At 50.0% G+C, this 25,693-nt stretch carries 12 protein-coding genes; 8 read left to right on the top strand and 4 right to left on the bottom strand.

All coding sequences use genetic code 11. The annotated features are described in order from the left end of the window. Positions 1-406: 406 nt before the first annotated feature. The gene (locus HMPREF9441_RS03800; protein ID WP_008618220.1) at positions 407-2,632 is read right to left on the bottom strand and encodes a GH92 family glycosyl hydrolase; all 2,226 of its coding nucleotides are present in this window, start codon (positions 2,630-2,632) and stop codon (positions 407-409) included. Beyond that, positions 2,632-5,028, bottom strand: a complete 2,397-nt coding sequence (locus HMPREF9441_RS03795; RefSeq protein ID WP_008618219.1) for a glycoside hydrolase family 95 protein — start codon at positions 5,026-5,028, stop codon at positions 2,632-2,634. Before HMPREF9441_RS03795 ends, HMPREF9441_RS03800 begins: the two co-directional genes overlap by 1 nt. Before the next feature lie 311 nt (positions 5,029-5,339). Here HMPREF9441_RS03795 and HMPREF9441_RS03790 point away from each other — a divergent pair, with 311 nt between their 5' ends. From HMPREF9441_RS03790 to HMPREF9441_RS03760, 7 genes are all read left to right on the top strand, one after another. Continuing rightward, the gene (locus HMPREF9441_RS03790; RefSeq protein WP_407946600.1) at positions 5,340-9,413 is read left to right on the top strand and encodes a hybrid sensor histidine kinase/response regulator transcription factor; all 4,074 of its coding nucleotides are present in this window, start codon (positions 5,340-5,342) and stop codon (positions 9,411-9,413) included. A 168-nt stretch (positions 9,414-9,581) separates the two neighbouring features. Beyond that, positions 9,582-12,533 carry a discoidin domain-containing protein gene (locus tag HMPREF9441_RS03785; protein WP_008618216.1) on the top strand — a complete coding sequence of 984 codons (2,952 nt, stop codon included), beginning with the start codon at positions 9,582-9,584 and terminating at the stop codon, positions 12,531-12,533. Positions 12,534-12,594: 61 nt separating this feature from the next. Beyond that, entirely contained in the window at positions 12,595-14,586 is a 1,992-nt protein-coding gene (locus tag HMPREF9441_RS03780) for a sialate O-acetylesterase (protein WP_008618215.1), read from the top strand. Positions 14,587-14,620: 34 nt separating this feature from the next. Continuing rightward, on the top strand, positions 14,621-16,777 hold the full coding sequence (locus tag HMPREF9441_RS03775; protein WP_008618214.1) for an alpha-galactosidase: 2,157 nt from the start codon (positions 14,621-14,623) through the stop codon (positions 16,775-16,777). Positions 16,778-16,793: 16 nt separating this feature from the next. Next, positions 16,794-18,998: an alpha-galactosidase gene (locus tag HMPREF9441_RS03770; protein WP_008618213.1), complete on the top strand. Its 2,205-nt coding sequence runs from the start codon at positions 16,794-16,796 to the stop codon at positions 18,996-18,998. Between the two features lie 115 nt (positions 18,999-19,113). Continuing rightward, positions 19,114-19,839 carry a DUF1016 N-terminal domain-containing protein gene (locus tag HMPREF9441_RS03765; RefSeq protein ID WP_244949599.1) on the top strand — a complete coding sequence of 242 codons (726 nt, stop codon included), beginning with the start codon at positions 19,114-19,116 and terminating at the stop codon, positions 19,837-19,839. Between the two features lie 131 nt (positions 19,840-19,970). Continuing rightward, a complete protein-coding gene (locus tag HMPREF9441_RS03760) occupies positions 19,971-20,993 on the top strand; it encodes a porin (RefSeq protein ID WP_008618211.1) in 1,023 nt (340 codons plus the stop codon). Positions 20,994-21,119: 126 nt separating this feature from the next. Here HMPREF9441_RS03760 and HMPREF9441_RS03755 read toward each other — a convergent pair whose 3' ends face one another. Then, positions 21,120-22,649 carry a bifunctional GNAT family N-acetyltransferase/carbon-nitrogen hydrolase family protein gene (locus HMPREF9441_RS03755; RefSeq protein WP_039864912.1) on the bottom strand — a complete coding sequence of 510 codons (1,530 nt, stop codon included), beginning with the start codon at positions 22,647-22,649 and terminating at the stop codon, positions 21,120-21,122. Between the two features lie 162 nt (positions 22,650-22,811). On the opposite strand from HMPREF9441_RS03755, the gene HMPREF9441_RS17585 reads away from it, so the two are divergent. Then, positions 22,812-23,759 (top strand): LysO family transporter, encoded by a 948-nt coding sequence (locus HMPREF9441_RS17585; RefSeq protein WP_008618209.1) that lies wholly within the window; start codon positions 22,812-22,814, stop codon positions 23,757-23,759. 74 nt (positions 23,760-23,833) lie between these two features. Here the strand turns inward: HMPREF9441_RS17585 and HMPREF9441_RS03745 are convergent, their stop codons facing one another. Further along, complete coding sequence (locus HMPREF9441_RS03745) at positions 23,834-25,681, bottom strand: T9SS type A sorting domain-containing protein (RefSeq protein WP_244949598.1); 1,848 nt, start codon at positions 25,679-25,681, stop codon at positions 23,834-23,836. Positions 25,682-25,693: the final 12 nt, after the last annotated feature.

Below are 25,693 nucleotides of genomic sequence, written 5' to 3'. Positions count from 1 at the left end.
CATTTTGCATTACTTTTCTTACCGTTTTTTTTCGTCAATTAGATGAAAAAAGGGCGATAACCGAGGGGATATCCTCCATTTTCCAAAGGAAATCTTCATATTCTGCAAAGAGAGTCGAAAAGTTATGCGGCAAATGATTTTTCAATCTAAGCCAAACGAAAAATCATTCGCAGCAGAAAAGTGGTCCGAAAAAAGGAAAAAAGACCGGAATCAGGAGGTTTTGACCCTTATTTTTTGCAATAAAGTCACTTTATCTGACCGTAATTTGAACTTCTCAAGACGAAAAAAACGGCTATCTGACTAACTTTTTGCAATAAAAATGCTGCATCCCGCTACAAAAAGACAGGACGCAGCATTCATACGTTTCAGATGCCCCCACCGCAAGGAAGAGCGCACACCTGTTACACTATCGCAAATTCAACACTTTCCCTTTGGGCCGGGCCACCATCTCAAACTCCAGCGTGCCCCCCTTCATGATGTCGGCATGTTTCAGCACATAACCATCCAATTTATGTCCGTTCAACTTCACGGATTTCACGTAGGCCGCACCGGCTCCGCCTTTACGCTTCACCACGATGGTGAACTTCTTTCCACCGGGCAGCATGACTTCCGCATGATCCACCGTAGGGCTTCCTATCACATACTCTCCCGATGCCGGATTTACCGGATAGAAACCGAGGGCTGAGAAGACATACCAGGCCGACATCTCGCCGCAGTCGTCGTTGCCCGCATAACCGGAAGAAGAGGTATTGTATAAGGTACGCTTGATGTGCTCCACCAACTGTTGGGTCTTGGCCGGCTGACCGGCCATGGCATAAAGATAGGCCACATGATGGCTGGGTTCATTGCCATGGGCATACAGGCCGACAAACCCCGAGGCATTGTCATTTTTCGCCCCGCTCGTTTCGTCCGATGTAAAGAACTCGTCCAAACGCTTGCAGAAAGCGTCTTCACCCCCCGTCAGTTCAATCAAATCCGGAATGTTTTGCGGCACATACCAATAATATTGCCATCCGTTTCCTTCCGTAAAAGGATATCCTCCGTTTGCCCCATATTTATAAGGATCGAAAGGCAATATCCATTCGCCCTTGCTGTTTTTAGGCTGGAAGAATTTCGTCTCGGGATGATGCAGGTTGCGGTAGTAGGCCGAACGCTTCATAAAGAACTCATAGTCCTTGGCCTTATTCAAATGCTTGGCCAACTGCGCCGCACACCAGTCGTCGAAGCTCTGTTCCAACGTGATAGACACCGATTGCGTCTGCAAGTCCTCCGGCATGTAACCGTATTGGTCCCAAACCTCGAAAGGGGAATTGAGATGGGGAGTTGTCAGGCTCATTTTCACAGCCTCATACGCTTTGTCCACGTCGATACCCGGCAGCCCTTTCAAGATGGCATCTACCACGACGGGCACGGCATGGTTGCCAATCATGCAATAATTGTCCTGCCCCCACAACTGCCAAATCGGCAGATACCCGTAATAGTCATATTGGCGTATCATACTGTTCACAAAATCCGTGGAGCGTTCCGGTTCCAGCATCGTGTAAAGCGGATGGGCGGCACGGAAAGTGTCCCACAAAGAAAAAGTGCTGTAATGCACCTGCCCCACGGGCAGGCGGCGCACGGAATAATCCGCAGCCATATACTCCCCATTCGCGTCGGACATCACATTCGGCTGAATCATGGTATGGTAGAGCGCCGTATAGAATATCTCCTTCTCATGCTCCCCGCTTTCTACCTGCATTTTCCCAAGCTCCTTGTTCCAAGCTTCGTATGCCTGCGACTTGATGGCATCGAAAGACTTTCCGTCGGCCTCCGTACGCAGGTTCAGACGGGCATTTTCTATCGAAACCGGTGAGATGGCCAGTTTGCATTCCACCACGTCCTGCCGGCCAAAATCGAAAACAGCCTTAAGGTTCGTGCCGTTCACCACCGCGATATTCTGGTGCGTCCGGTTGTCATTCATCATTTTCGAAGCCACGATGGGTTGGGAGAACTCCGCATAGAAGTAGATTTTACGCAATTTGCCCCAACCGGTGATGATGCGGTAACCCTCGATGGCCGACGGTCCTACCTGCCGTATCTGCGCATTGATGACGCGCCGTCCCCAACTGCCTTTGTTGGCCGAGTGGTCCAGGTCGAGGAATACCTTGGAGGCTTTCTCCTTATTATAATAGGTATAGCGGTGTACGCCTACACGTTGCGTGGCCGTCAACTCGGCATTGATGCTGTCGTCCTGCAGCAGCACACGGTAATAGCCCGGCACGGCATCCTCTTTCTCGTGCGTGAACCTCGACTCCTTACGGTTCTCGTTCATGGGGAGCATGAGGATGTCGATGAAATCCGAAGCACCCGTCCCGCTCAACCGCGTATGCGAAAAGCCGAAAATCGTCTTGTCGTTATAGTCATATCCCGAAGCCTGCCCCCAGTCCGGCGCTTCGCGGGTATCCGGCGAGAGCTGCACCATCCCGAAAGGTACGGTGGCACCCGGATAATTGTTTCCACTCAGGCTCTGCGCCACCGCGCCCGTTCCGATAAAAGGATCCACATAACGGGCCACGTCTTGCGCCGAAACGGCATGCCCCAATCCACAGAGGGCCAAAGCCCACAAATATTGTTTCTTCATAATTTCCATTATTTAAGTTCTATCACATCACCTTTCTTTAAATACGCCACGACGCAACGGTTCCCGTCCAAGTTAGCCGCGAACTTTTTCCCGTTCAGGCGCACCGTATAGTCCTTTCCCGCAGGCACTTGCAAACGGAACAGGTTGTCTGCCGTGGCTTTCAATGAAGCCTTCACCACCCGGCTGTCTTTCCACTCTGCCGACACTTCGGCACCGCCTTTCACACAAAGTCCGGAGAAGCTGCCGTCCTTCCATTCCACCGGCAAGCAAGGCAAAAGCTCCACGTAGCCCTCCTGCGCCTGTACCAGCATCTCGGCCATTCCGGCGGCACCTGCCGCGTTGCCGTCGAAGATGAACACATCGAACGGCGCACCGGCAATGCCTTCGGGCGATATGGTCAGCAAGTTCTCGCGCGCAAAATCCGTCATGAGGATGTTCAGGCTTTCTTCCGCTTTCGCCGCATCTTTCAGACGGGCATAAAAACACACCATATTGGCCCGGCTCCATTCCACGTCTTCCCAGCCTTCGGCTGCCAGACGGTGCTCTATCGTCGTCCTCACCGCTTCGGTCAATTCCGGGTCTTTCTCTTTCGTGATTTGGGCGTATGGATAGAAAGACAACAGGTGTGATGTATGGCGGTGGTTGGGATGAGCCTCTTCGTAGTCCTCATACCATTCGCACAAACCACCGAAACTATTGATGCGGAACGGAGGAAACTTGGCCAAAGCCAGACGCAGGGAGTCGGCAAAAGCCTTGTCCACGCCCAAAATGTCGGAAGCCTGCACGCAAGCCGACATGATTTCATGAGCCAGCACCTTGTCGCAGGTCGTCATCATGGAGGCTCCAAGCTCCCACCCCTGATAGCGGAAAGAATTTTCGGGAGACACGCAGGGACCTGTCACCATATAGCCCGTGTTGGGGTCTTCCACCATGTAGTCCAACAGAAATTCCGCATTGCCTTTCAACAAAGGATAGGCCGTGCGGCGCAGGTAATCCTTGTCCAAAGTGTACTCATATTGCGTCCATAAATGGGTCGCCATCCATGAACCGGCCAACGGGAAGAGTCCCCAGCCCATGCCTTCAGACGGCGCGGTGAATCCCCAAACGTTTGCCACGGTATGTGCCGTCCAACCCTTGCAGCCGTAAACCGTGCGGACGGTCTTGGCACCGTGGTGAGCCAGGTCGGCAATATAGGTAAACAGCGGAGCATTACACTCGGCCAAGTTGCCGACATTGGTCAACCAATAGTTTTGTTCCGTGTTGATATCCAAATGATAATCGCTCGTCCAACACATGTTGCAAGCCAAGTTATCATTGAAGAAACCTTGCAGGGCAATGGGCAACGGCGAGTTTTCACGCGAAGAAGCAATGGTCAGGTAACGACCGTATTGGAAGAACAGGGCCTGCAATCCGGCATCCTTGTTTCCTTCGCAAAGAGCCTTCCACCTGCGGTCCACCGGAATGGATTTTTTGGAATCGTCGGCCAATTTCAATGACACGCGGGCAAACAACGGCGCATAATCCGCCACATGCTCCTCCTTCATCGTCTCGAACGGACGGGCAATGGCTTTCTCTACGGTCTTCTCGCACAATGATTCATATTGTCCGTTCTTGTAATCGGTACGCACATCGGCTACGATGGTCACGGCATCCGCATGCTTCACGCGCACCGTCTCGCCCGTAGCCTCCACCTCGCCGCGGTCTACCTTCACCACGACACGCCCTTGGAAATGCACGCCGCCCGTACCTAATTTGGGGAACAAAGCCTGTCCGTCGAAAACCAGTAGGTTTCCTTCCGTACGCACCTGGGCGGCCGTAATCATCTTCATCCTCATATCAAAAGAAACAGACTGTTTCTTGTCCGCAGTAAAGTGCATCACCACGGCATCCTGAGGGTTGGAGGAGATAAACTCACGTTTGTACTTCGTCCCCCCTTTCTTAAAAGAAACCGTCACCACGGCATTCGTCAGGTCCAACTCACGGCGATAGTCCTCCACGCCTCCCTCTTTTCCGGTATAATCAAACTTGATTTTTAAATCTCCAATCGGCAAATGGGTGCCGAAAGAATGCGGTGTTCCTACCAGTTCTCGACCGGCAATCCCGTTTCCTTCAATCAGTTTGCCCTCGAAAAACAGTTTCCGCAATTCGTCAAGTTTCTCCCTGCCGAAAGGCTTCTCCTGATTCGGGTCATATTCCCCGGCCCACATGCTGGACTCGTTCAGTGCCACCGTCTCTTCGTTCACACCACCAAAGACCATGGCACCCACGCGGCCGTTACCGACAGGCAATGACTTCATCCATTCATCCGCAGGAGCATCATACCATAAACTTGTTTCCTGAGCAGGCGACTGTACCACAGTGACACATGACAGGACACCTAAAATAAATTTCAGTTTCTTTTGCATATCATCGGATTGTTTAGTATTCACAAAAATACGCACTTCATTCCAAATACGTTTTATCCCGTTCTCCTTATTCTAAAAAAAACAGTTCCGCGAAGTCTCAATAAAGCATGACTTATAATGTTTGAAGCATTTGTATCAATCTTTTCTACAAATACTACCTTCCGCAACAAAATCTGTCCGTCCCGAAAAAAGCCACCGTCTTTTATCTCTTACTCTCAACCCAAGAAAAATAAAACGATAAAATATAGAGCTTTTTATCAGGTTTAATCCATATTTTTATTAAATTTGCACGAAATCTAATAGTTCACATCATGAAAAGAACCCTATTTTTATTGTACACTCTTTGCTTATTTTGTATAACACCCGCATTTTCACAAGATTCGCAAGGAAGTTCTTTCATGCACATCAACAGCGAAACCGGATTATCACAAAGCAACGTAAAAACCATCATACAAGACAGTTATGGTTTTATATGGTTCGGGACTAAAAACGGGCTGAACCGTTACGACGGTCAGCGAGTCGTTCAATTCGATTGCAAAGACTATGCCCTTCAGCGTAGCAACCAGAACATTTCAGCCCTATTCGAAGATGACCGGCACATCCTATGGATAGGTACCGACGAAGGAGTCTTTCAATACGATCCGGCAGCCGACGTATTTACGTTCCTGGACGCTCAAACCGATAAAGGGGAGACCATCACCACCTGGATTTCCACCATATTGAAAGACGAGAAAGGAAACATTTGGATATGCGCCCCAAGCCAAGGCGTGTTCCGTTATGATGAAAAGAAACTTTACCGCTATTCCGATTTCCCCAACGGATCTTATCCCCATAACCTCTGTATCTGCGACAATGGGGACATTTATGCCGTGTCATGGTATACCGGACTTCTTAAGTATGATGCCCACAACCAGCACTTCGTCCAGATAAAAGAAGATGCAAAGGGACGCTCGCTGCTGAACCTGGAAATCAACACGCTGAGCCAGCAAGGAGACTTCTTGATTATGAGCATACAAAACGGCGACCTTAAAAAATACGATATCCGGAGAAATACTTTGGAAGACATTACGTTGCAAAGCCTGCGACATACCTTCACACGATTTGCCACCGTATATGGAGATGAGATTTATGCCGGTACGTACGACGGCTTATATGTCATCAATGAAAAAACACAATCCGTCAAGCATTTCAGTCAAGACCTGCTCAACCCTTCCGGTCTGGCCGACAATATCGTGTATTCCGCTTACCGCGACCGCGAAGGAGGTTTGTGGATCGGTACGATGTACGGCGGAGTCAACTATTTGCCCAACAACACTTTCGCCTTTCGTAAGTATCTGCCCGGTTATCAGGAGAATTCCCTGTCCAGCAAGAGGATTCGGGAACTGACCGAAGACGGGCACGGGAACCTTTGGATCGGGACAGAAGATGCCGGACTCAACGTCATGTCGCTCAACGACCATAAAATTTGGCGTTATCCTCTCCCTCAGGCCAACTTCAACACCCACATTACGATTGTAGTCAGTGCTTATGGCGACAATATATATTGCAGTCTCTACAAAGACGGACTGGTAGTCATCGACGACAAAGGTAAATCGACATTCTATAACTACAACGAACTTCACGTAGGCTCTGGCGGATGCAGCATTTACGCGCTTTACATGGACCGTGAAGGAACGCTTTGGGCCGGTTCGGACTTCGGCGTATTTTATGCTCCCAAAGGAACCTTTAAGTTTATAGCCCTCCCGGAACTGAAAGACCAATGGGTGTTCGATATCTTACAGGAAAAGAACGGTACGTTCTGGTTTGCCACGATGGGGAAAGGTGCCTGGAAGTATAATCCCCAAGACAATACATTCAAACATTACACGAATAAGGACGGGGCTTCCAACAAGACCCAATCCCATTCCATCAGTTCCAATTCCATCAGCTCGCTGATGCAGGACAGCAAAGGGAATGTCTGGCTCTCCACCGACCGGGGTGGCCTTTGCCGTTACAATCCGAAGGAAGACAACTTCACAAGATTCTCTGTAGAAGAAGGCATGCCGGACGATGTAGCCTACAAGGTATTGGAAGACGATTACGGCTATCTATGGTTCGGAACCAACAGGGGATTGGTCCGCTTTAAACCCGAAACGAAAGAAATCCGTGTCTTCACCGTACACGACGGCCTGTGCGGCAATCAGTTCAATTACAAGTCGGCGGTAAAAGGCAGCGACGGCAATTTCTATTTCGGCAGTATAGAAGGTTTGATTTCCTTTAATCCCAATATTAAGGAACAGACAGCCCCCGTACCTCCTATTTATATCACGCGCTTCTCCATCTTCAACGAAGAAGTGACGGTGCATACTCCCGACTCTCCTCTCAAACAGAGCATCATCGGGACGGATAAGATTGTATTGCCTTACAATCAGGCCAATATCAGCTTCGATATAGCTTTGCTTTCTTACTCTACGTCACAGACCAATGAATACTTCTATAAACTGGAACCTATCGATAAACAATGGATACGTACGAGAACAGAAAACAGTATATCCTACGCCAATTTGTCGCCGGGCAAATATATTCTGCACCTACGTGCCACCACGAACGAAGGCACACCGGAAAGTACCCAATATGCAACCCGTTCGCTGACCATTGTCATCTTGCCACCCTGGTATGCTTCCACATGGGCATACATCATTTATGCCATATTAGGAATTTGTGCGTTCGGCGGCTGGTTCTACTGGTACCGGAAACACAAGAACGAACAATTCTCCGAACAACAGAAACTGTTTGAAATAGAAAAGGAGAAAGAACTCAATCAGAATAAGGTAGAGTTCTTCACGGAAATAGCACATGAAATCAGAACGCCGTTGACTCTAATCAACGGACCGTTGGAAATCATACAGGAAATGCACATTCAGGACGAAAAACTGAATAAGAACCTGAATGTCATTGCCACAAACACGAAACGGTTGCTTAACTTGGCTTCGCAGTTGCTCGACTTCCAGAAGATGGGCGCCAATAAACTGACCTTAAATTACGAAGTCGTGAACATATCCGAATTACTGCAAGAGACAGTCAACCGTTTCGAGCCGACTTTCACCCATCAACATAAAGAACTGAAAGTAGAGAAGTTCGAAAACGATATCATCGCTTGTATCGACAAGGAGGGTATAACCAAAATCCTGAGCAACCTGCTCAACAACGCCTTGAAATACGGCAACCAGCAGATTTCGGTCAATTTGAGTAAATATGACGGCAACTTCTCGGTCAGCGTATGTAGCGACGGAGCTAAAATACCCGAAGAGAAAGCGGAGCAGATATTCGAGCCGTTCTTCCAAGAGGCAGAGAAAAAGAAAGAAAAACAAGGTGTTGGCATCGGCCTGGCTTTGGCGCGTTCTTTGGCTTTGCTGCATAAGGGGACGCTTATGCTCGACACACGTCAACCCAACAATACGTTCGTTTTGACTATACCTCTCAATATGGAGGATATGATGGCCAACGGAAACAAACCGTTCAGCCAAGCCGACCTTCCGCTCAACGAAACCACTTCGGCTGATGAATACACCAAAGGCAATGTCATCCTCATCGTAGAAGACGAGGAAAGCATACGCAATTTCATGAAAGAAAGGCTTTCGCCGCTCTTCATCGTGGAAACAGCATCTAATGGCAAGGAAGCCCTCGACATCATACGAAAAGAACATATAGACCTCGTCATCAGCGACGTAATGATGCCGGAAATGAACGGTTACGAACTCTGTACCGCCATCAAATCGGACATCAACCTATGCCATATACCTATTATATTCCTTACGGCCAAGAATGACATAGATAGCAAAGTCAAGGGACTGAAGGTAGGTGCCGAAGCCTATATCGAGAAACCGTTCTCCTACGATTATTTGAAGGCACAGATCCTGTCCCTCCTCAATAACCGACAGAAAGAACGCGAGGCTTTCTCCAAACGGCCGTTCTTCCCCGTACAGAATATGCAAATGAGCAAAGAAGACGAAGAGTTCATGAACAAAGTCATCGAAGTCATCAATGCCAACTTGAAAGACGAAACGTTCAACGTAGAACGTATGGCGGAGGAATTGTGCCTAAGCCGTTCAAGCCTGCTACGTAAAATCAAGACACTATTCAACTTGTCTCCGATAGACTTCATCCGACTGATTCGTCTTAAAAAAGCAGCCGAACTCATTCAGGACGGAAAATACCGGGTAGGAGAAATCTGTTATATGGTAGGATTCAGTTCACACTCCTATTTCAGTAAACTTTTCTTCAAACAGTTCGGCATGACGCCTAAGGATTTCGAGAAGCAAATCTCGAATACCCGCAGCAAAGTCCGGAATTCACAAGAAATAAATATAGAAGATTTAATCCAAGGCAATAAGACAAACTCATAAAAAAAGTGGAATGCGTCAAACGTAGTATTTTATGAAGTACTACTTTTAGTCGGATTATTTTTCATCCTTTACATTTGCATGGTTAACTTAATAGTTACAATGCAGTCGATGGAAAATAATCCGACTTTTTTATAAGTAGTCACTAAATAAAATATTCACTGATCTATTATGAGAACAAAAGAACTATTCGGCCTGTTGCTGTGGAGCACGTTCGGCTCATTGCAAGCCTTCGCACAAGTAAGCTATCTGCATAGCGATACTCAGAATGCAGCCTGGACCGTAATGCCCGAAGAAGAAGTAGGAAAAGACATCGGGCCACTTATTCAAAACGGCTATCAACATCCTAAAGCCGTCAAAGCCATCGTGCCGGGCACGGTTTTTACGTCATACGTGACAGCCGGACTGGAAAAAGACCCTAATTTCGGAGACAACATACAGAAAGTCGACCGAAAGAAATACGACCGCAGCTTCTGGTATCGTACGGAATTTAAGATTCCGGCCGATTTCGACAAAGAAATCATCTGGTTAAACTTCGACGGAATTAACCGCAAAGGTCAAATTTACCTGAATGGTAACCATTTAGGAGATTTGGACGGTTTCATGCACCGCGGACATTTCAACGTAACCCAATTAGTAGACCGCAACGGTTCCAACACATTGGCCGTACTGGTCGATATTCCCCGCACTCCTTTGGCCAATCAGGGAAGCCCCAATTACCTTTCCAGCGGCGGATGGGACTGGATGCCCTACGTTCCGGGGCTTAATTCCGGCATCACCGACAAGGTTTGGTTGGAAAATACGGGAAAAAGCACGATTACCGACCCTTGGATGAGGTCGAAACTCGTCTCCCGTTCTCTCGCAGAACTTACCCTTCAAACAGAAGTTACCAATAATGGCGCCTCCCAAAGCAAAACTATGGTAAAAGGTACCATCACTCCGGGTAACATTACTTTCAGTCAGGAAGTAGATTTGCAAGCCGGAGAGACCAAAACCGTCAAATTCGACAAGCGCTACTTTCCCCAAATGGTCGTGAACAACCCTAAACTTTGGTGGCCTAACGGGTACGGCGAGCCTCATCTCTACACTTGCCGTCTGGAGGTAGTCCACGAAGGCAAGACTTCTGAAACCGAAGAATTCCGTTTCGGCATACGCCAATATTCATACGATAAAAAGGATGGCGTATTTCATTTATACATCAACGGCGTCCCGGTCTTCGTAAAAGGGTCTGACTGGGGTATGAGCGAATATATGCTACGCAGCAATCCCGAACATATCCGCACTTGGGTCAAGCTGAATCAAGAAATGAACTTCAACATGATACGAAACTGGCTCGGCTCGGTCACGGAGAAACAGTTCTACGAAAGCTGTGACGAACTCGGCATCATGGTGTGGGATGATTTTTGGATCAACTCCAATCCTAACCTGCCATACGACCTGAATGTCTTCAACAACAACATGATGGAGAAAATCAAACGTTTCCGCAATCATGCCTGTATTGCTGTTTGGTGTGGCGACAACGAAGGCACGCCCGAACCTCCCCTTACGGGATGGATGGCTGAAAACATACGCACGTTCGACGGTGGCGACCGACATTTCCAACCTTGCTCCAACAATGGCGGCCTAAGTGGAAGCGGCCCATGGGATGCCAAAGACCAACGTTGGTACTTCACAGCTTATCCGGACTGCAAGTCGGGTAGCGGCTTCACACGCGGATGGGGCTTCCGCACGGAAATCGGTACGGCAGCAGTCCCCAATTACGAAAGCCTCGTGAAATTCATGCCCGAAAAAGATTTATGGCCCATCAACGACATGTGGAACCTCCACTATTTCGGTCAGATGGCTTTCAACGCCGGACCGGAGCGCCATACGGCGGTCATCGAGAACAGCTACGGCGGAGCGAAGGATGCAAAGGAATTCTGTATGAAGTCACAATGGGTAAGCTATGAAAGCAACAAAGCCCTCTATGAAGGCTGGCTCGACCACATGTGGAACGATGCCACAGGGGTCATGCTTTGGATGAGCGGTGCATCTTATCCCAGCATGGTATGGCAGACTTACGACTACTATTATGACCTGACGGGAGCGTACTTCGGATGCAAACAAGCTTGTGAGCCGGTGCATATCTACTGGAATCCCGTAACCGAAGAAGTGAAAGTGGCCAACACGACCACAAAAGACTACGACGGACTGACGGCCGAAGCCACCGTGTACAACATGGACGGCAAACCTGTAGCCCGCTACAGCGAAAAGGCCACCATCAATTCTACGTCCAACGCCGTAGCACAATGTTTCAAACTCAAATTCAATACCGACCGTGATATTCTCTCATTGGGATGTCCGGCATACGCCTCTTCGACCAACCAAGGCGAACCGGCTTTTGTGACCGATGGCAAAGACGATACCCGTTGGGCAGCAGTCCGTGCCGACAACGAATGGATTTACGTAGACCTCGGCAGTGAAAAGCCGGTAGGCGGCGTGCGTCTGAACTGGGAAGCCGCATACGGCAAATCCTATAAAATACAAGTTTCCAACGACGCTAAGAGCTGGACAGAAGTCTACAAGACCGAAGAAGGACGTGAAGGTATCAACGAAGTGTTTTTCCCGGAAGAAATCAAAGCCCGTTACGTACGTATGTTGGGCATAGAATTAGGCTGGTGGTTCGGTTACTCTTTGTGGAGCATGGATGTATTGAGCGGCACGAAACCGTCTGAAGGGTTGAGCGACGTGCATTTCCTCCGCCTGACCTTAAAAGACAAAGACGGAAAGGTGATTTCCGAAAACAATTACTGGAGAGGTAACGAACGTACGAATTTCAAGGCACTCAACCAACTCCCCGGTGTAAAACTGAACGTATCCTCCAAACTGGCACGAAAAGACGGAAAGGCAACGATACAAGCCACGGTCGGACTGCCCAAATCAGCAGACGCAGTAGCTTTCGGTGTACGTGTACAAGCCGTACGCGCTTCCGACGGCGAACGCTTGCTTCCCGCCCTCATGAACGACAACTATTTCACATTGATGCCGGGCGAGAAGAAGGACATCCAAATCACCTTCGACGAGTCGCTCTTGCAAAACGATTCGTACAAACTGATTGTTGAACCTTACAACAAAAAACTATAAACATTATCCGGGCGGAAGGACATCCTGAAAGACTTCCGTCCGGGTATTTAAACTAAAAAAAATGAAAACGTTTCAAAACATTACACGTCGCATCGGCTTCTGTGCCGTGTTGGCCTGCACGGGTTTGCAAACCCCGTTACAGGCTAAAATCACACTACCTGCCTTTTTCACGGACAACATGATTATCCAGCAGCAGACTACCATGACTTTGTTCGGAAAAGCCAAACCGAACAAGAAGGTTAGCATCGAAACAAGCTGGAACAATCAGCATTATGAAACGAAAGCCGACGCACAAGGAAACTGGCGAGTTGCTGTCTCCACTCCGACAGCCGGAGGTCCTTACCGCATCACATTATCCGACGGGAAAAAGACCGTATTGGAAAATGTCATGGCAGGCGAAGTCTGGTTCTGCTCCGGACAGTCCAACATGGAGATGCCGATAGCGGGATGGGGAAAAATAAAGAACTACGAACAGGAAATCGCTGCTGCCGACTATCCCGGTATCCGGCTGTTTCAGGTGAAGAAACGCACTTCCGTGGCTCCTCTCGATGCTTACCAAGTGGAATCCACCATGGGCGGGTGGAAAGAATGCTCACCGTCCACGGTTCCGGAGTTTTCCGCCGTGGCCTACCTTTATGCCCGTGAACTGCACCAGAAACTGAATGTCCCCGTCGGAGTCATCGACTGTACTTGGGGAGGGACTCCGGCCGAAGCCTGGACTTCTTCCGAATCCCTCAAACAAGTCATGGGATATCAAAAGAAAGTCGGAAAGTTGGAAGCATTAGGTTTCGACCGGGACAAAATCATGGCTGAGTACGGAAAAGAACAAGCATCGTGGAAAGCCGAAATCAGCAAAATAGACAAAGGATACCAAAACGGTAAAGCTTGTTGGGTCGGGGAAAACGTGAACGACAACGACTGGCAGCAAATGGAGCTTCCGGGTTACTGGGAAGGCAAAGGATTACCCAATTTCGACGGCGTGGTTTGGTTCCGCAAGCAAATCGAGGTCCCCGCAGACTGGGCCGGAAAGGACCTACAGTTGAACCCGGGCACCATAGACGATGAAGACATTGTGTATTGGAACGGAGAACAAATCGCCAGTGGCGCAGGCTATAACGTACAGCGTCATTACACCGTACCGGCCCGTCTGGTCAAAGCCGGCAGGAACACCTTGGCCATCAAAGTCAGCGACAACGGCGGCGAAGGCGGCATTGCCGGAAAAGCAGAAGACATGAATCTCAAACTTTCCGACCAGGCTTCCCTGTCTTTGGCCGGAAGCTGGAAATACCGTGTAGGATGCTCCTTGGCCGACATGCCACCGGCACCGATATATCCAGAGCACTCATCTTTCCCGTCCGTACTTTTCAACGGGATGGTTCACCCGTGTCTGGAGTATCCCGTCAAAGGTGTCATCTGGTATCAGGGATGCAACAACGTGGGACGTGCAGAAGAGTATGAAAGCCTATTCCAGACACTTATCACCGACTGGCGCAAGCAGTTCGGACAACCCGACATGCCATTCTATTTCGTACAGTTGGCCAACTATCTGGACCGCAAGCTTGTACAGGCAGACTCACCCTGGGCTGCCCTCCGTGAGGCGCAATCCCAAGCACAACATCTGGCTCACACCGGTATGGCCGCCAATATAGACATCGGCGAAGCACACGACATCCACCCGAAGAACAAGCAAGAAGTGGCACGCCGTCTGGCCGTCATCTCACTGGCCGATACCTACGGACAGAAAATACCCGCCCAAGCACCGGTGTACGACAACTATACGGTAGAAAACGGCAAGGTACGCATTTCGTTCACCATCCCTGCTATCGGCGAACGCTTCGAACAAAACAAAGACATCAAAGGCTTCACCATTGCCGGGCCCGACCATGTGTTCTACCCCGCCGAGGCCTATACGGACGGCGACGAAGTGGTGGTCTACTCACACTATGTCAAAGTGCCGGTAGCCGTCCGTTACGGATGGGCCGACAATCCGGAGTGTACCCTGCGTACACCGACCAACCTTCCGGCAGCACCTTTCCGTACCGACAACTGGTAAATCATCATTCAACAATAAACAAATCTTACAGCTTATGAGAATTAAAGCTATTTTATCTTTATGTCTGTTCACGCTGGCCACAGCAGTTTCAGCAGACGAGTTCATCAAAATCAACACGGACCAAGTCGGTTTGGTACTCCGCGCCGCAGACAACGGCAGGCTTTACCAATCCTATTTGGGCAAACGCCTGGCTAACGAAAGCGATTTGCAGCATTTGCCCAAAGGCAACGAGGCTTATCTGACCCACGGCATGGAGGACTATTTTGAACCGGCCATCGAAGTACACCACAACGATGCCAACCCGTCATTGCTGCTCAAATACGTGTCGCACACGTCCAAGAACGTACAGCCGGGAGTGGACGAAACGGTCATCACCTTGCAGGACGACAAATACCCCGTCACCGTGAAGTTGCATTATGTGGCCTATGCCAAAGAAAACATTATCAAAACCTTCACCGAAATCAGCCATCAGGAAAAGAAACCGCTGAAACTGGAACGCTATGCTTCTGCCATGCTGCACTTCAGCCGGCCGGCCTATTATCTGACGGAGTTTTCAGGAGACTGGATTTATGAGGCCACGATGAGCACCACTCCGCTGAACTTCGGCAAGAAAGTGCTCGACACGAAGTTGGGTGCACGTGCCAACATGTTCACTCCTCCCATGTTCATATTGTCTTTGGACAAAGAATCTTCGGAGAACGAAGGCGAAGTGATTTTAGGAACTTTGGGATGGACGGGCAACTTCCGTTTCACATTCGAAGTGGACAACAAGAAAGACCTTCGCGTCATTGCCGGTATCAACCCGTATTTCTCGGAATACTCGTTGCCCAAAGGCGAAACGTTCCGTACTCCGGACTTCTACTTCACTTACAGCGACTGCGGACGCGGACAGGCCAGCCGCAACTTCCACGACTGGGCACGCAAATACCAGCTCAAGGACGGCCAGGAAGACCGCATGACCCTGCTCAACAACTGGGAAGCCACCTACTTCGACTTCAACGAGGACAAGTTGGTAGAACTGATGGGCGATGCCGTAAAATTGGGCGTGGACATGTTCCTGCTCGACGACGGATGGTTCGGAAACAAATACGAACGCCACAGCGACACCCAAGGATTGGGAGACTGGGACGAGACACAGCACAAGCTGCCTCATGGCATCCAGAAACTGGTGGACGAAGCAGCCAAACGCAACATCAAGTTCGGTATTTGGATAGAGCCGGAAATGGTGAGCCCCAAAAGCGAACTTTACGAAAAGCATAAAGATTGGGTGATTCACCTGCCCAACCGCGATGAGTATTATTTCCGCAACCAGATGGTACTCGACCTGAGCAACCCCGAAGTGCAGGATTTCGTCTTCGGTGTAGTAGACGGGCTGATGACCAAATATCCGGGCATCGCTTATTTCAAGTGGGACTGCAACAGTCCGATTACCAATATCTACTCTCCGTATCTGAAAGACAAGCAGACTCATCTCTATGTGGACTATGTGCGTGGACTGTACAAGGTGCTCGACCGCATCAAGGCCAAATATCCCAAACTGCCGATGATGCTTTGCTCCGGCGGTAGCGGCCGTATCGACTACGAGGCATTGCAGTACTTCACAGAGTTCTGGGCCAGCGACAACACCGACCCCATACAACGCCTGTTCATCCAATACGGTTACTCGTTCTTCTATCCGGCCAAGTCCATGAGCGCCCACGTGACCACATGGAACAAGAACGCGAGCATCAAATTCCGCACGGACGTGGCCATGATGGGCAAGCTCGGTTTCGACATCAAGCTCAGCGACATGAGCGGCGACGACCTTACCTATTGCCAAAGTGCCGTGAAGAACTACAAACGCTTGCGTCCGGCCATCATGGAAGGCGACCTCTACCGTCTGGTATCTCCGTACGACGGTACGCGCAGCCATGCAGCCAACCAGTTTGTCAGCAAAGACAAGAACAAGGCCGTAGTCTTCGCATTCGACGTATATCCCGGCTACGGCGAGAAGATTCTACCCGTACGTCTGGAAGGATTGGATGCCGGCAAACAGTATCGCGTGAAAGAAATCAACCTGATGCCGAACCAAGGCTCATCGCTCGAAGGTAACGACCGTGTATTCTCCGGCGATTACCTGATGAAAGTCGGACTGAACCTCCTCACCGGCAACAAGCTTTACAGCCGCGTGGTGGAAATCACAGCCGAATAAATCTTGAGACAGAAAAATGGAAATCAGAAGTTATATCATAGGGGTAGCCGCTGCGACATGCAGCGCGCTACCTTTTGCGCATAGCCTGGCATGGGAAGGAAATGTGTTGGTCTCCACGCCGCACACGTCCCTGCTTCTGCATGCCGGTGAAGGGCAAGACCTGCGCTTCGCCTACTTCGGCGACCGCATCGAAGAGAGCCAGATACACCAGATTCACGACGCATGGGACGGGCTGAACCGCACGGCATACCCGACTTTCGGCCAGCCGCCCCACCAGATTTTTGCTTTGCAGGCCGTACATGCCGACGGGAACTGGACTACCGACCTGACTGTGGACAAGGTGGAAACCTCTACCCTCGACAACGCCAGACTCACGGCCATCACGCTGAAGGACAAGGTTTATCCTTTCCAAGTGAAACTCTACTACAAAGCTTACAACGACATCGACATGATTGAGACGTGGAGCGAGATTTCACACACGGAAAAGAAAACCGTGGTGCTGAAACGTTTCGACTCCGGACATTTTCTGATACGGCGCGGTGACGTATGGATTTCGCATCTCCATGGCTCATGGGCTTCCGAAACGCACGTGACCACCGAACCGCTCACACCGGGCATCAAAATGATAGAAAACGTAGACGGTGCCCGTAACGGCCATCTCGACCACCCCGAAGTCATGTTCTCGCTCGACGGGAAGCCGCACGAGAACGAAGGGCGTGTCATCGGAGCAGCCCTCTGTTGGAGTGGAAACTACTCCATCCGCATGGTGACGGACAATAATTTCGTACACCGTGTCTTTGCCGGCATCGACAACGAAAGCTCGGAATACAAACTGGCTCCGAAAGAGGTATTCACTACTCCGAAACTGGCTCTCACCTATTCCGGAGAGGGTCTGAGCGGTGCCAGCCGCAACTTCCATCACTGGGCACGCCACGCCGGCATGCTGCACCATGGCGACCAGGTACGTCCCGTGTTGCTCAACAGTTGGGAAGGTGTGTACCTCGATGTCAACGAACCGGCCATGGCCGAGATGATGAAAGACATCGCCGCATTAGGCGGCGAACTGTTCGTCATGGACGACGGATGGTTCGGCGACAAATACCGCCGCGTACAAGACAATTCTTCCTTGGGAGACTGGGTAGTAGACCGGAAGAAACTGCCGAACGGACTTGAGAACCTCATCCAAACGGCTGATCGGAACGGCATCAAATTCGGCATCTGGATAGAGCCGGAAGCCGTAAACAGCAAGAGCGAACTCTTCGAAAAGCATCCCGACTGGGCTTTGCAAGTCAAAGGACGGCCCTTGCAATACGGACGGGGCGGTACACAAATGTTGCTCGACGTATGTAATCCCGAAGTCCAGGATTTCATGTTCGGCATCGTAGACAATTTGCTCGGCAAGCATCCGCAGATTGCCTATATCAAATGGGATGCCAATGTGGAGTTGAAAAACTATGGCTCGACCTATTTGCCCCAAGACAAACAGTCGCACATATACATTGAATACCATCGCGGCTTGAACAAAGTGCTCGAACGCATCCGCGCCAAGTATCCCGACGTGCTGATTCAGGCCTGCGGCGGAGGAGGAGGACGTGCCAGTTACGGTGTCCTGCCCTACTTCGATGAGTTTTGGGTGAGCGACAACACGGATGCCCTCCAGCGTATCTACATGCAATGGGGTACCTCGTACTTCTATCCGTCCAACGCCATGGCACAGCATATCAGTGCCTCGCCCAACCACCAGACGGGACGTATCATCCCTATCAAGTTCCGTTGCGACGTGGCCATGAGCGGGCGGTTGGGTATGGAATTGCAACCCAGCAAGATGACGAAAGAAGAATACCAGCAAACGGCACAAGCCATCAAGGACTACAAGTCCGTACGCGACGTCATCCAGTTAGGCAATCTGTACCGTCTGGTATCCCCGTACGACGACAAAGGCATCGCTTCACTGATGTACACCGACGATACGGAAAACAAAGCCGTATTCTTCGCCTACAAGATGGAACATTTCAATAACCAGGTGATACCTCGCGTTTGCCTTCGGGGATTGGACCCGTCTAAAAACTACCGCGTACGCGAATTGAACGTCAAGACCGGCGGACAACCTTGTTTCCTGAACGGCAAAACGTTCTCCGGTACCCTACTGATGAACACCGGTATCGAGATGCCGCTCGGCAGCGATTACGCCAGTTGCGTACTGGAACTCACTGCGGAGTAAACATTACATCCTTCCACACAGAAGGCTTTCTAAATCTGGAGTTTGTACTTTTCTCAGGGTACAAACTCCTTTTTCATGGCACAACAGGAAAGGAAGACGAAAAATAACGCTATATTTGCAAGTACATCAACATAAGGATGCCATGGACTACAAAGAACTAAGGAACCCAAGCCAACCGGCCGACACACCAGACGGATTTGTCAGCGAAATACGCTCCATCATCGACCAAGCCCGATCTAATGCCGTGCGCAGTGTGGACTTTTGCAGAGTCAGAATGTATTGGAACATCGGTAAACGTATCTTCGAAGAAGAACAGCACGGAAAAGAACGTGCCGATTATGGAACCTACCTCATCAGGAATCTGGCCAAACGCCTCGAACCGGAATATGGCAGTGGGTTTTCGGTGCGGCAACTGGAACGTAGCAGACAATTTTACAGACTTTATCCGATTGCGTCCACAGTGCGGACGCAATTAAACTGGTCGCAATATAAGATGCTAATAGCCATTGCAGATGCAGATAAACGGGAATATTACGAACTCGAAGCTATAAATAACGGTTGGACCGGCCGCGAACTGGAACGCCAAATCAATTCCATGCTCTACGAACGTTTGCTATTGAGCAACGACAAGGAAGCCGTGTTGGCCGTAGCACGTAAGGAACGCATTCCGGAATCTCCCATGGAAATCATCAAAGACCCGATGGTCCTGGAGTTCCTCGGATTGGAACGCCAACCTGCATATTACGAAAAAAACCTTGAGAAAGCCATCATAACCAAACCATACTCGCCAGCCAATATCAGCTCTATTTACCCTCTCAGGAACAACTTATCCGTGAAGTGAACGAAGCCAAGCAACATGTATATTCGGCATCGCAAAGGAAATAAAGCATTAAATATTGTAACACTATCGTAACACGTATGACATCTTGAGTTCATATCGAATACCTACCTTTGTCGCCAAATCAGCACATCATGAAACAAATATCTATTTTAGCTTTAAGCATGCTGCTTGCCCTACCTGCCGCAGCCGACGAAGGAAAAGAAGGAAAAGCCAAAACGGATTACCGACCGGTCGTCCACGGTACGCTACGTGGCAAATACGAGTACCAACCGGAAGAAAAGGCCGGACGCTTTCAAGTGCGCACCGCCCGGGTCAGCATCGAAGGAAAAGTCGCACCTGTGGTGGCCTATAAAGCCGAAATCGACTTGTCCGACGAAGGCAAAATCAAAATGCTGGATGCCTACACCCGGCTTAGCCCGCTGAAAGGCTTCGATTTCACCATCGGACAGATGCGCGTCCCGTTCACTATCGATGCCCACCGTTCACCCCACCAGCAATACTTTGCCAACCGTTCATTCATAGCCAAGCAAGTGGGCAACGTGCGCGACGTGGGAGCCACGCTGGGCTACAAGATAGGAGGTCCGCTGCCCCTCACCCTGCAAGCGGGAATGTTCAACGGTTCGGGCCTGACCGACCAGAAAGATTTCTGGACCAATAACATCAACTATTCCGCCAAAGCACAATGGCAACTGCCCAAAGGCTTTTCCGTCACGCTGAGCGCACAGAAAATCAGACCGGAACACATTTCGGTCAACATGTACGACGGCGGCATTACTTACCAGGCCGGAAGATGGATGATAGAAGCGGAATACTTGTATAAACACTACACCAAAGATGCCTTTCAGGACGTGAACGCCTTCGACGGGTTCATTTGCTATGACCTGCCACTGAAAAAAGTATTCAGCAAAATCTCATTCCTCGGACGCTTCGATTACATGGGCGACCATAGCGACGGTACGGCCAACGAGAACGGACATCTCACACTGACCGATGCCGAACGCAAACGTATCACCGGCGGCATCACCCTGAGCATCGCCAAACCGTTCATTTCGGACATCCGTATCAATTATGAGAAATATTTCTACAACGAGGGTGCCACCCCCAAGGTTTCCGAGCAAGACAAATTCGTCATCGAATTCATGACTCGTTTTTAGCTGTTTATCAACATCTTATAAAGTACAAATCGTTTGGCGCAGAATGAAAAATCATTCTGCGCCAAACGATTTATCAATCTCAGGAGATTGATTTTCCGTTCTCAGCCAATCGTTTTTTCGAGTTCCTTACCTCTTGAAACGTACCTCATAAAGGTCACGCCGGCGGTCTTTCAAATTCCTTACACCACCGTAAGTATGCAACTCGCTCAGAAGGTCCAAATCGACATCGGACACAAGAATCATTTCCGTGTTCGGCGTAGCCTCCGCCCGGCGTCCGTCGGTGGGGAAAGCAAAATCGCACGGAGTAAACACCCCGGATTGCGCATACTGTATATCCATGTTGTGCACGCGCGGCAGGTTGCCTACGCTACCGGCTATCACCACAAAGCACTCGTTCTCGATGGCACGGGCCTGGGCGCAAACCCGTACGCGCGAATAAGCGTTCTGCGTATCCGTCAGATAAGGTACGAAGAGGATTTGCATCCCTTGGTCGGCCATAATGCGCGACAGTTCGGGGAACTCCACATCGTAACAGATCAACACGCCGATTTTGGCACAATCCGTATCGAACGTCTTCAGCATACTGCCCCCAGACAGTCCCCAGCTCTTGGTCTCGTCGGGCGTGACATGTATCTTCTCATACATCTCATAACTGCCGTCGCGACGGCACAGGAAGCCTACGTTATAGAGGTTGCCGTCACGCTGCAAAGGCATACTCCCTGTGATGATATTGATGTTGTAGCTGATGGCCAACTGTAAGAAACGGTCGCGTATCTCATCGGTGTAACCGGCCAATCCGCGAATGGCCTGCGACTCGCTCAGGTTGTTGAACTCCGCCATCAACGGTGCATTGAAATATTCGGGGAAAAGGATGAAATCGCTTTTGTAACCGGAAACGGCGTCTACGAAGAACTCTATCTGTTCGAACAAGTCGTCGATAGTGCGATAGCCACGCATCTGCCATTGCACCAGTCCGACCCTGACCGTGGTTTTGGCCGGAAGCGTCTCTGAGGTTTCGGGCTGATAATAGATATTGTCCCACTGGAGCAGGCAAGCGTAATGTTTGGACTCCTCGTCGTTGGGCAAGTAGTTGGTCATGACCTTACGCACGTGGAAGTCGTTGGAAAGCTGGAAGGTCAGCACGGGGTCGTATATCTCACGTTTGCGCACCTGTTCGATATACTCCTTCGGCCTCATCTTGTCGGCGTATTTATGATAGTTCGGAATACGGCCGCCGAACATGATGGCCTTCAGGTTCAGCTTTTCGCACAGTTCCTTGCGATACTCATACATACGGCGTGCCAAGCGCAGGCCGCGGTAGTCGGGATGGATGAACACCTCGATGCCGTAGAGGATATTCCCCTTGGGATTATGCGTGCTGAACGTCTCATTTCCCGTAACCTTAGCGTATGTATGGTCTCCCTTCACCAAATCATAATCCACGATAATGGAAAGGGCACAACCGATAATCTTGTCATCGGCTACCGTCACCACCTGCCCTTCGGGGAAGATGCGTAACAACGTCTCTATTTGTTCATGGGTCCAAAACACATCGCTGCCGTCCGAATATACACGACGGAACGACTGGGCCAACTGTCCGTAGTCTTCTATCTGGAGCGGGCGTACCTGAATTTTTGTGATACTTTGATTTTCCATTTGTTCGTCATATTTCACGCCCGCAAAGTTACAGCTTATTTCAAGGCCTTGTTCTCCATCCGACGGAAAAGTAAGCCGTTCCTTCATTTTTTATGCGTCCGAAAGCCTGTCACGGAAGAAAACAGCTCTCTTTTTCGGAAAAAATAGCGAACTTTGCAGTCTATGTTTACCGTCATATTCATTTTATGGGGCAGCGCTACGGTGGGATACCTCCTGCGCCGCCACCCAATACCCGGCCTCGAACGGCTGATGACCTATACCGTATGGGGATTGCTCTTCCTGATGGGCGTGGAAGTCGGAGGAAATCCGACGCTGATGCAGGCCTTGGACCGCTTGGGATGGGAAGCCCTTATCCTCACGTTGTGCACAGCCTTAGGGTGTGCCTTGGCAGCGGCAGCATTATGGAGCGAAAGCAGGAGAACGACACCGGCCACCCAAACTCCTACAGTGGAAAAGGATGCCGGCAAAGAACTGCTTTCGCACAAGCACCGCCTCGTGGCATTATGGCATCAACTGGCCGGAAGCTTCACCATCGTAGCGTTTTTCGCGCTCGGATGTGCCTTAGGCGTTTCTCACCGGATACCTTCCCTCCCCGCTGAAGCCGGATTCTACGCCCTGTGTCTCTTACTCATCTGCGTCGGGCTTACCGTCGGGCAAAGCAACGAGATACGCCAAAGCTTACGCCGCATAGACAAACGTCTGATGTGGCTACCGGTTCTGACGATAGTCGGGACATGGGCCGGAGCCGTAGCGACAGCCTGCCTGCTGCAAGGGCGTAGCTTTACCGACTGGCTGGCCATCAGTTCCGGATTCGGTTACTATTCCTTGTCGAGTATCCTCATCACGGAGGCACGCAATGCGGAAATGGGTACCGTTGCCCTTATCTATAATATCCTGAGGGAACTCATGGCCTTGCTCTGCGCTCCGCTGTTCCGGCAGTTTTTCGGTCCGTTGGCTCCCATCAGTGTAGGAGGAGCCACAACGGGGGACACCACTCTTCCGATAATATCCCGCACGTGCGGACAGACCTTCATCCCCCTTTCCATTTATCATGGTCTGACGATCGACTTCACCGTTCCGTTCCTCGTCCCGTTCTTCTGTTCATTATAGTCCACAAAAAACCGGAGGCATATTTCTCAAATGGAAATATGCCTCCGGTTTTTATATGAAATCCGCCAAGCGGGTTATTTCATCACTTTCACGGTCTGGGTATCCTTACCCACAAACTGCAACAGATAAACTCCGTCTGTCAAAGCCGCTGCCGAAATTTCTTCCTTACCGTTACCGGAAAGAACATGACTATCCACTTGCTGACCGGACAAGGTGTACACTTTCACTTGCACGTAGTCCGTAGGATAAGTTACCGTAAACTTACCGTTCGCATAAGAAGCATTGACTTTTCCGGCCGCATTAATCTCACTGATGCTCAAAGCGTCATCGGCTGCGTCACGGTCACCTTGGTAAACCACAATATCACGAGAGAAACCGCGGTCGTCCTTCAAGGTCAGAGTAGCTCTGCGCCCTTCGAGCAACCAGTCCTTGCTCGTGGCTTTCAGACTCATGCTGAAATAGTTCTTGCGGTTAGCATCCGTCCCGGCTTGCACCGGTTGGGTTACGGTAAGCCAGTCACCGTCTGTAGACTCGGAAATTGAAGCGGAAATGGTTGTTCCGGAAGAAGCCGTTCCAAACCAGTCCATCAACAAGTAATTATGGGTCTCACCGTCGATATTGAGTTCCAATTCATCTTGCTGAACGATTGTGGCAGTGGCATCATCTTCGCTCATAATAATATAAGGTGTGGCCACAAACATGTGAATGTCCAAGGACGTGTTGTAGGTAAACTCATATTCTTTTCCTTCGGTGTCCGTAGCGATAAAAACATACTGGCAGAGCTTTCCGGCAAATTCACCGGTAGTCGGTACGTAATAAGCAGTGTTTTTGTCGGGATTCGTGAGTTCCGCACGATTCAACTGATGCATCAAAGCCCACTTTGTCCCGTCTTGCGGGCCGGTAATCATCACATAAAACTCATTCTTCACCAAAGTGGTCGGAGTCTCAGTATTGACATTGATATCCCACAGTCTTAACGAAGAAGTAGACTGATTCAACTCCGGCTTAGCCTGAAAGCTTCGAAGCTTTTTATCTTCTTCGCCCACAACTTCGACCCAGTCGATTTGGAATGTCTTATTCGACAAATCGACCGAAGCCGGTGTCATGACATAAAAGTGTGTACCCCACAACATGATTCCCCCCTCGGTCGGCGCGTCGAACCACTCGACATAGGAAGACTTATACATATTGTCCGCACCGAACAGTACGTTATTCCAAGGATCCGTAGAACTCATTGTCGTATAATAAGTATCCACAAACGGTGTGGCATCGGCATCTACATTGTAGACATAAGCCATCAGAGATGCAGCCACCATTCCGGGTACCTTTTTATGGGTCGTGGCGTCGATATGAGCTCCCAACTGATAGGTTGAATCCGCAGAACCAAGCGTGGCAGTCAGCACCGGCGTATCGAAATAAAAACCGTTGTTCGGGAAGTAAGGACGCATGCTTAAAGAATCTTCCGTATAAGTAGAGCCTCCGAAAGCCCATGAGAATTCGTCGCACAAAGGCGTCGTATTGTGGAACGTCAGTGGACGGTCGATGTAAGCCAACACACCGCCTTCGGCATAGACTGCCTGTCCGTTGCCGTCTTGTCCTAAAGCAATACCGGATACCAAGTTATACACACCCTTATTTACGGCATAGCTCGTGCCGGGTTTCTGATTGTTCGTACCGGAAATACGGGCATTCTTCTGAAAGCGTTGTGAGGACGTAGCATTCATGTGGTTCACATTGACTACTTTTCCTGCCTGCGCTTTGAACGTAGGTAGATTACGGGATGCCACCTGAAGGGGTGAAATTTCTGATTCGGCCTGCATCCGAGTTGATAAAGGAGCTACTTGTTGCAATGACTGAGCCTGTACCGACAATGCTACACAAGCGCAAGCCACAGCCCAACTTCCTTTGAATATTTTATTCATATACATATTGAT

This window comes from Paraprevotella clara YIT 11840 (assembly GCF_000233955.1).
Lineage (GTDB): Bacteria > Bacteroidota > Bacteroidia > Bacteroidales > Bacteroidaceae > Paraprevotella > Paraprevotella clara.
The sequence above is the reverse complement of the archived record's forward strand: the minus strand, read 5'-3'. Positions and strand labels throughout refer to the sequence as shown.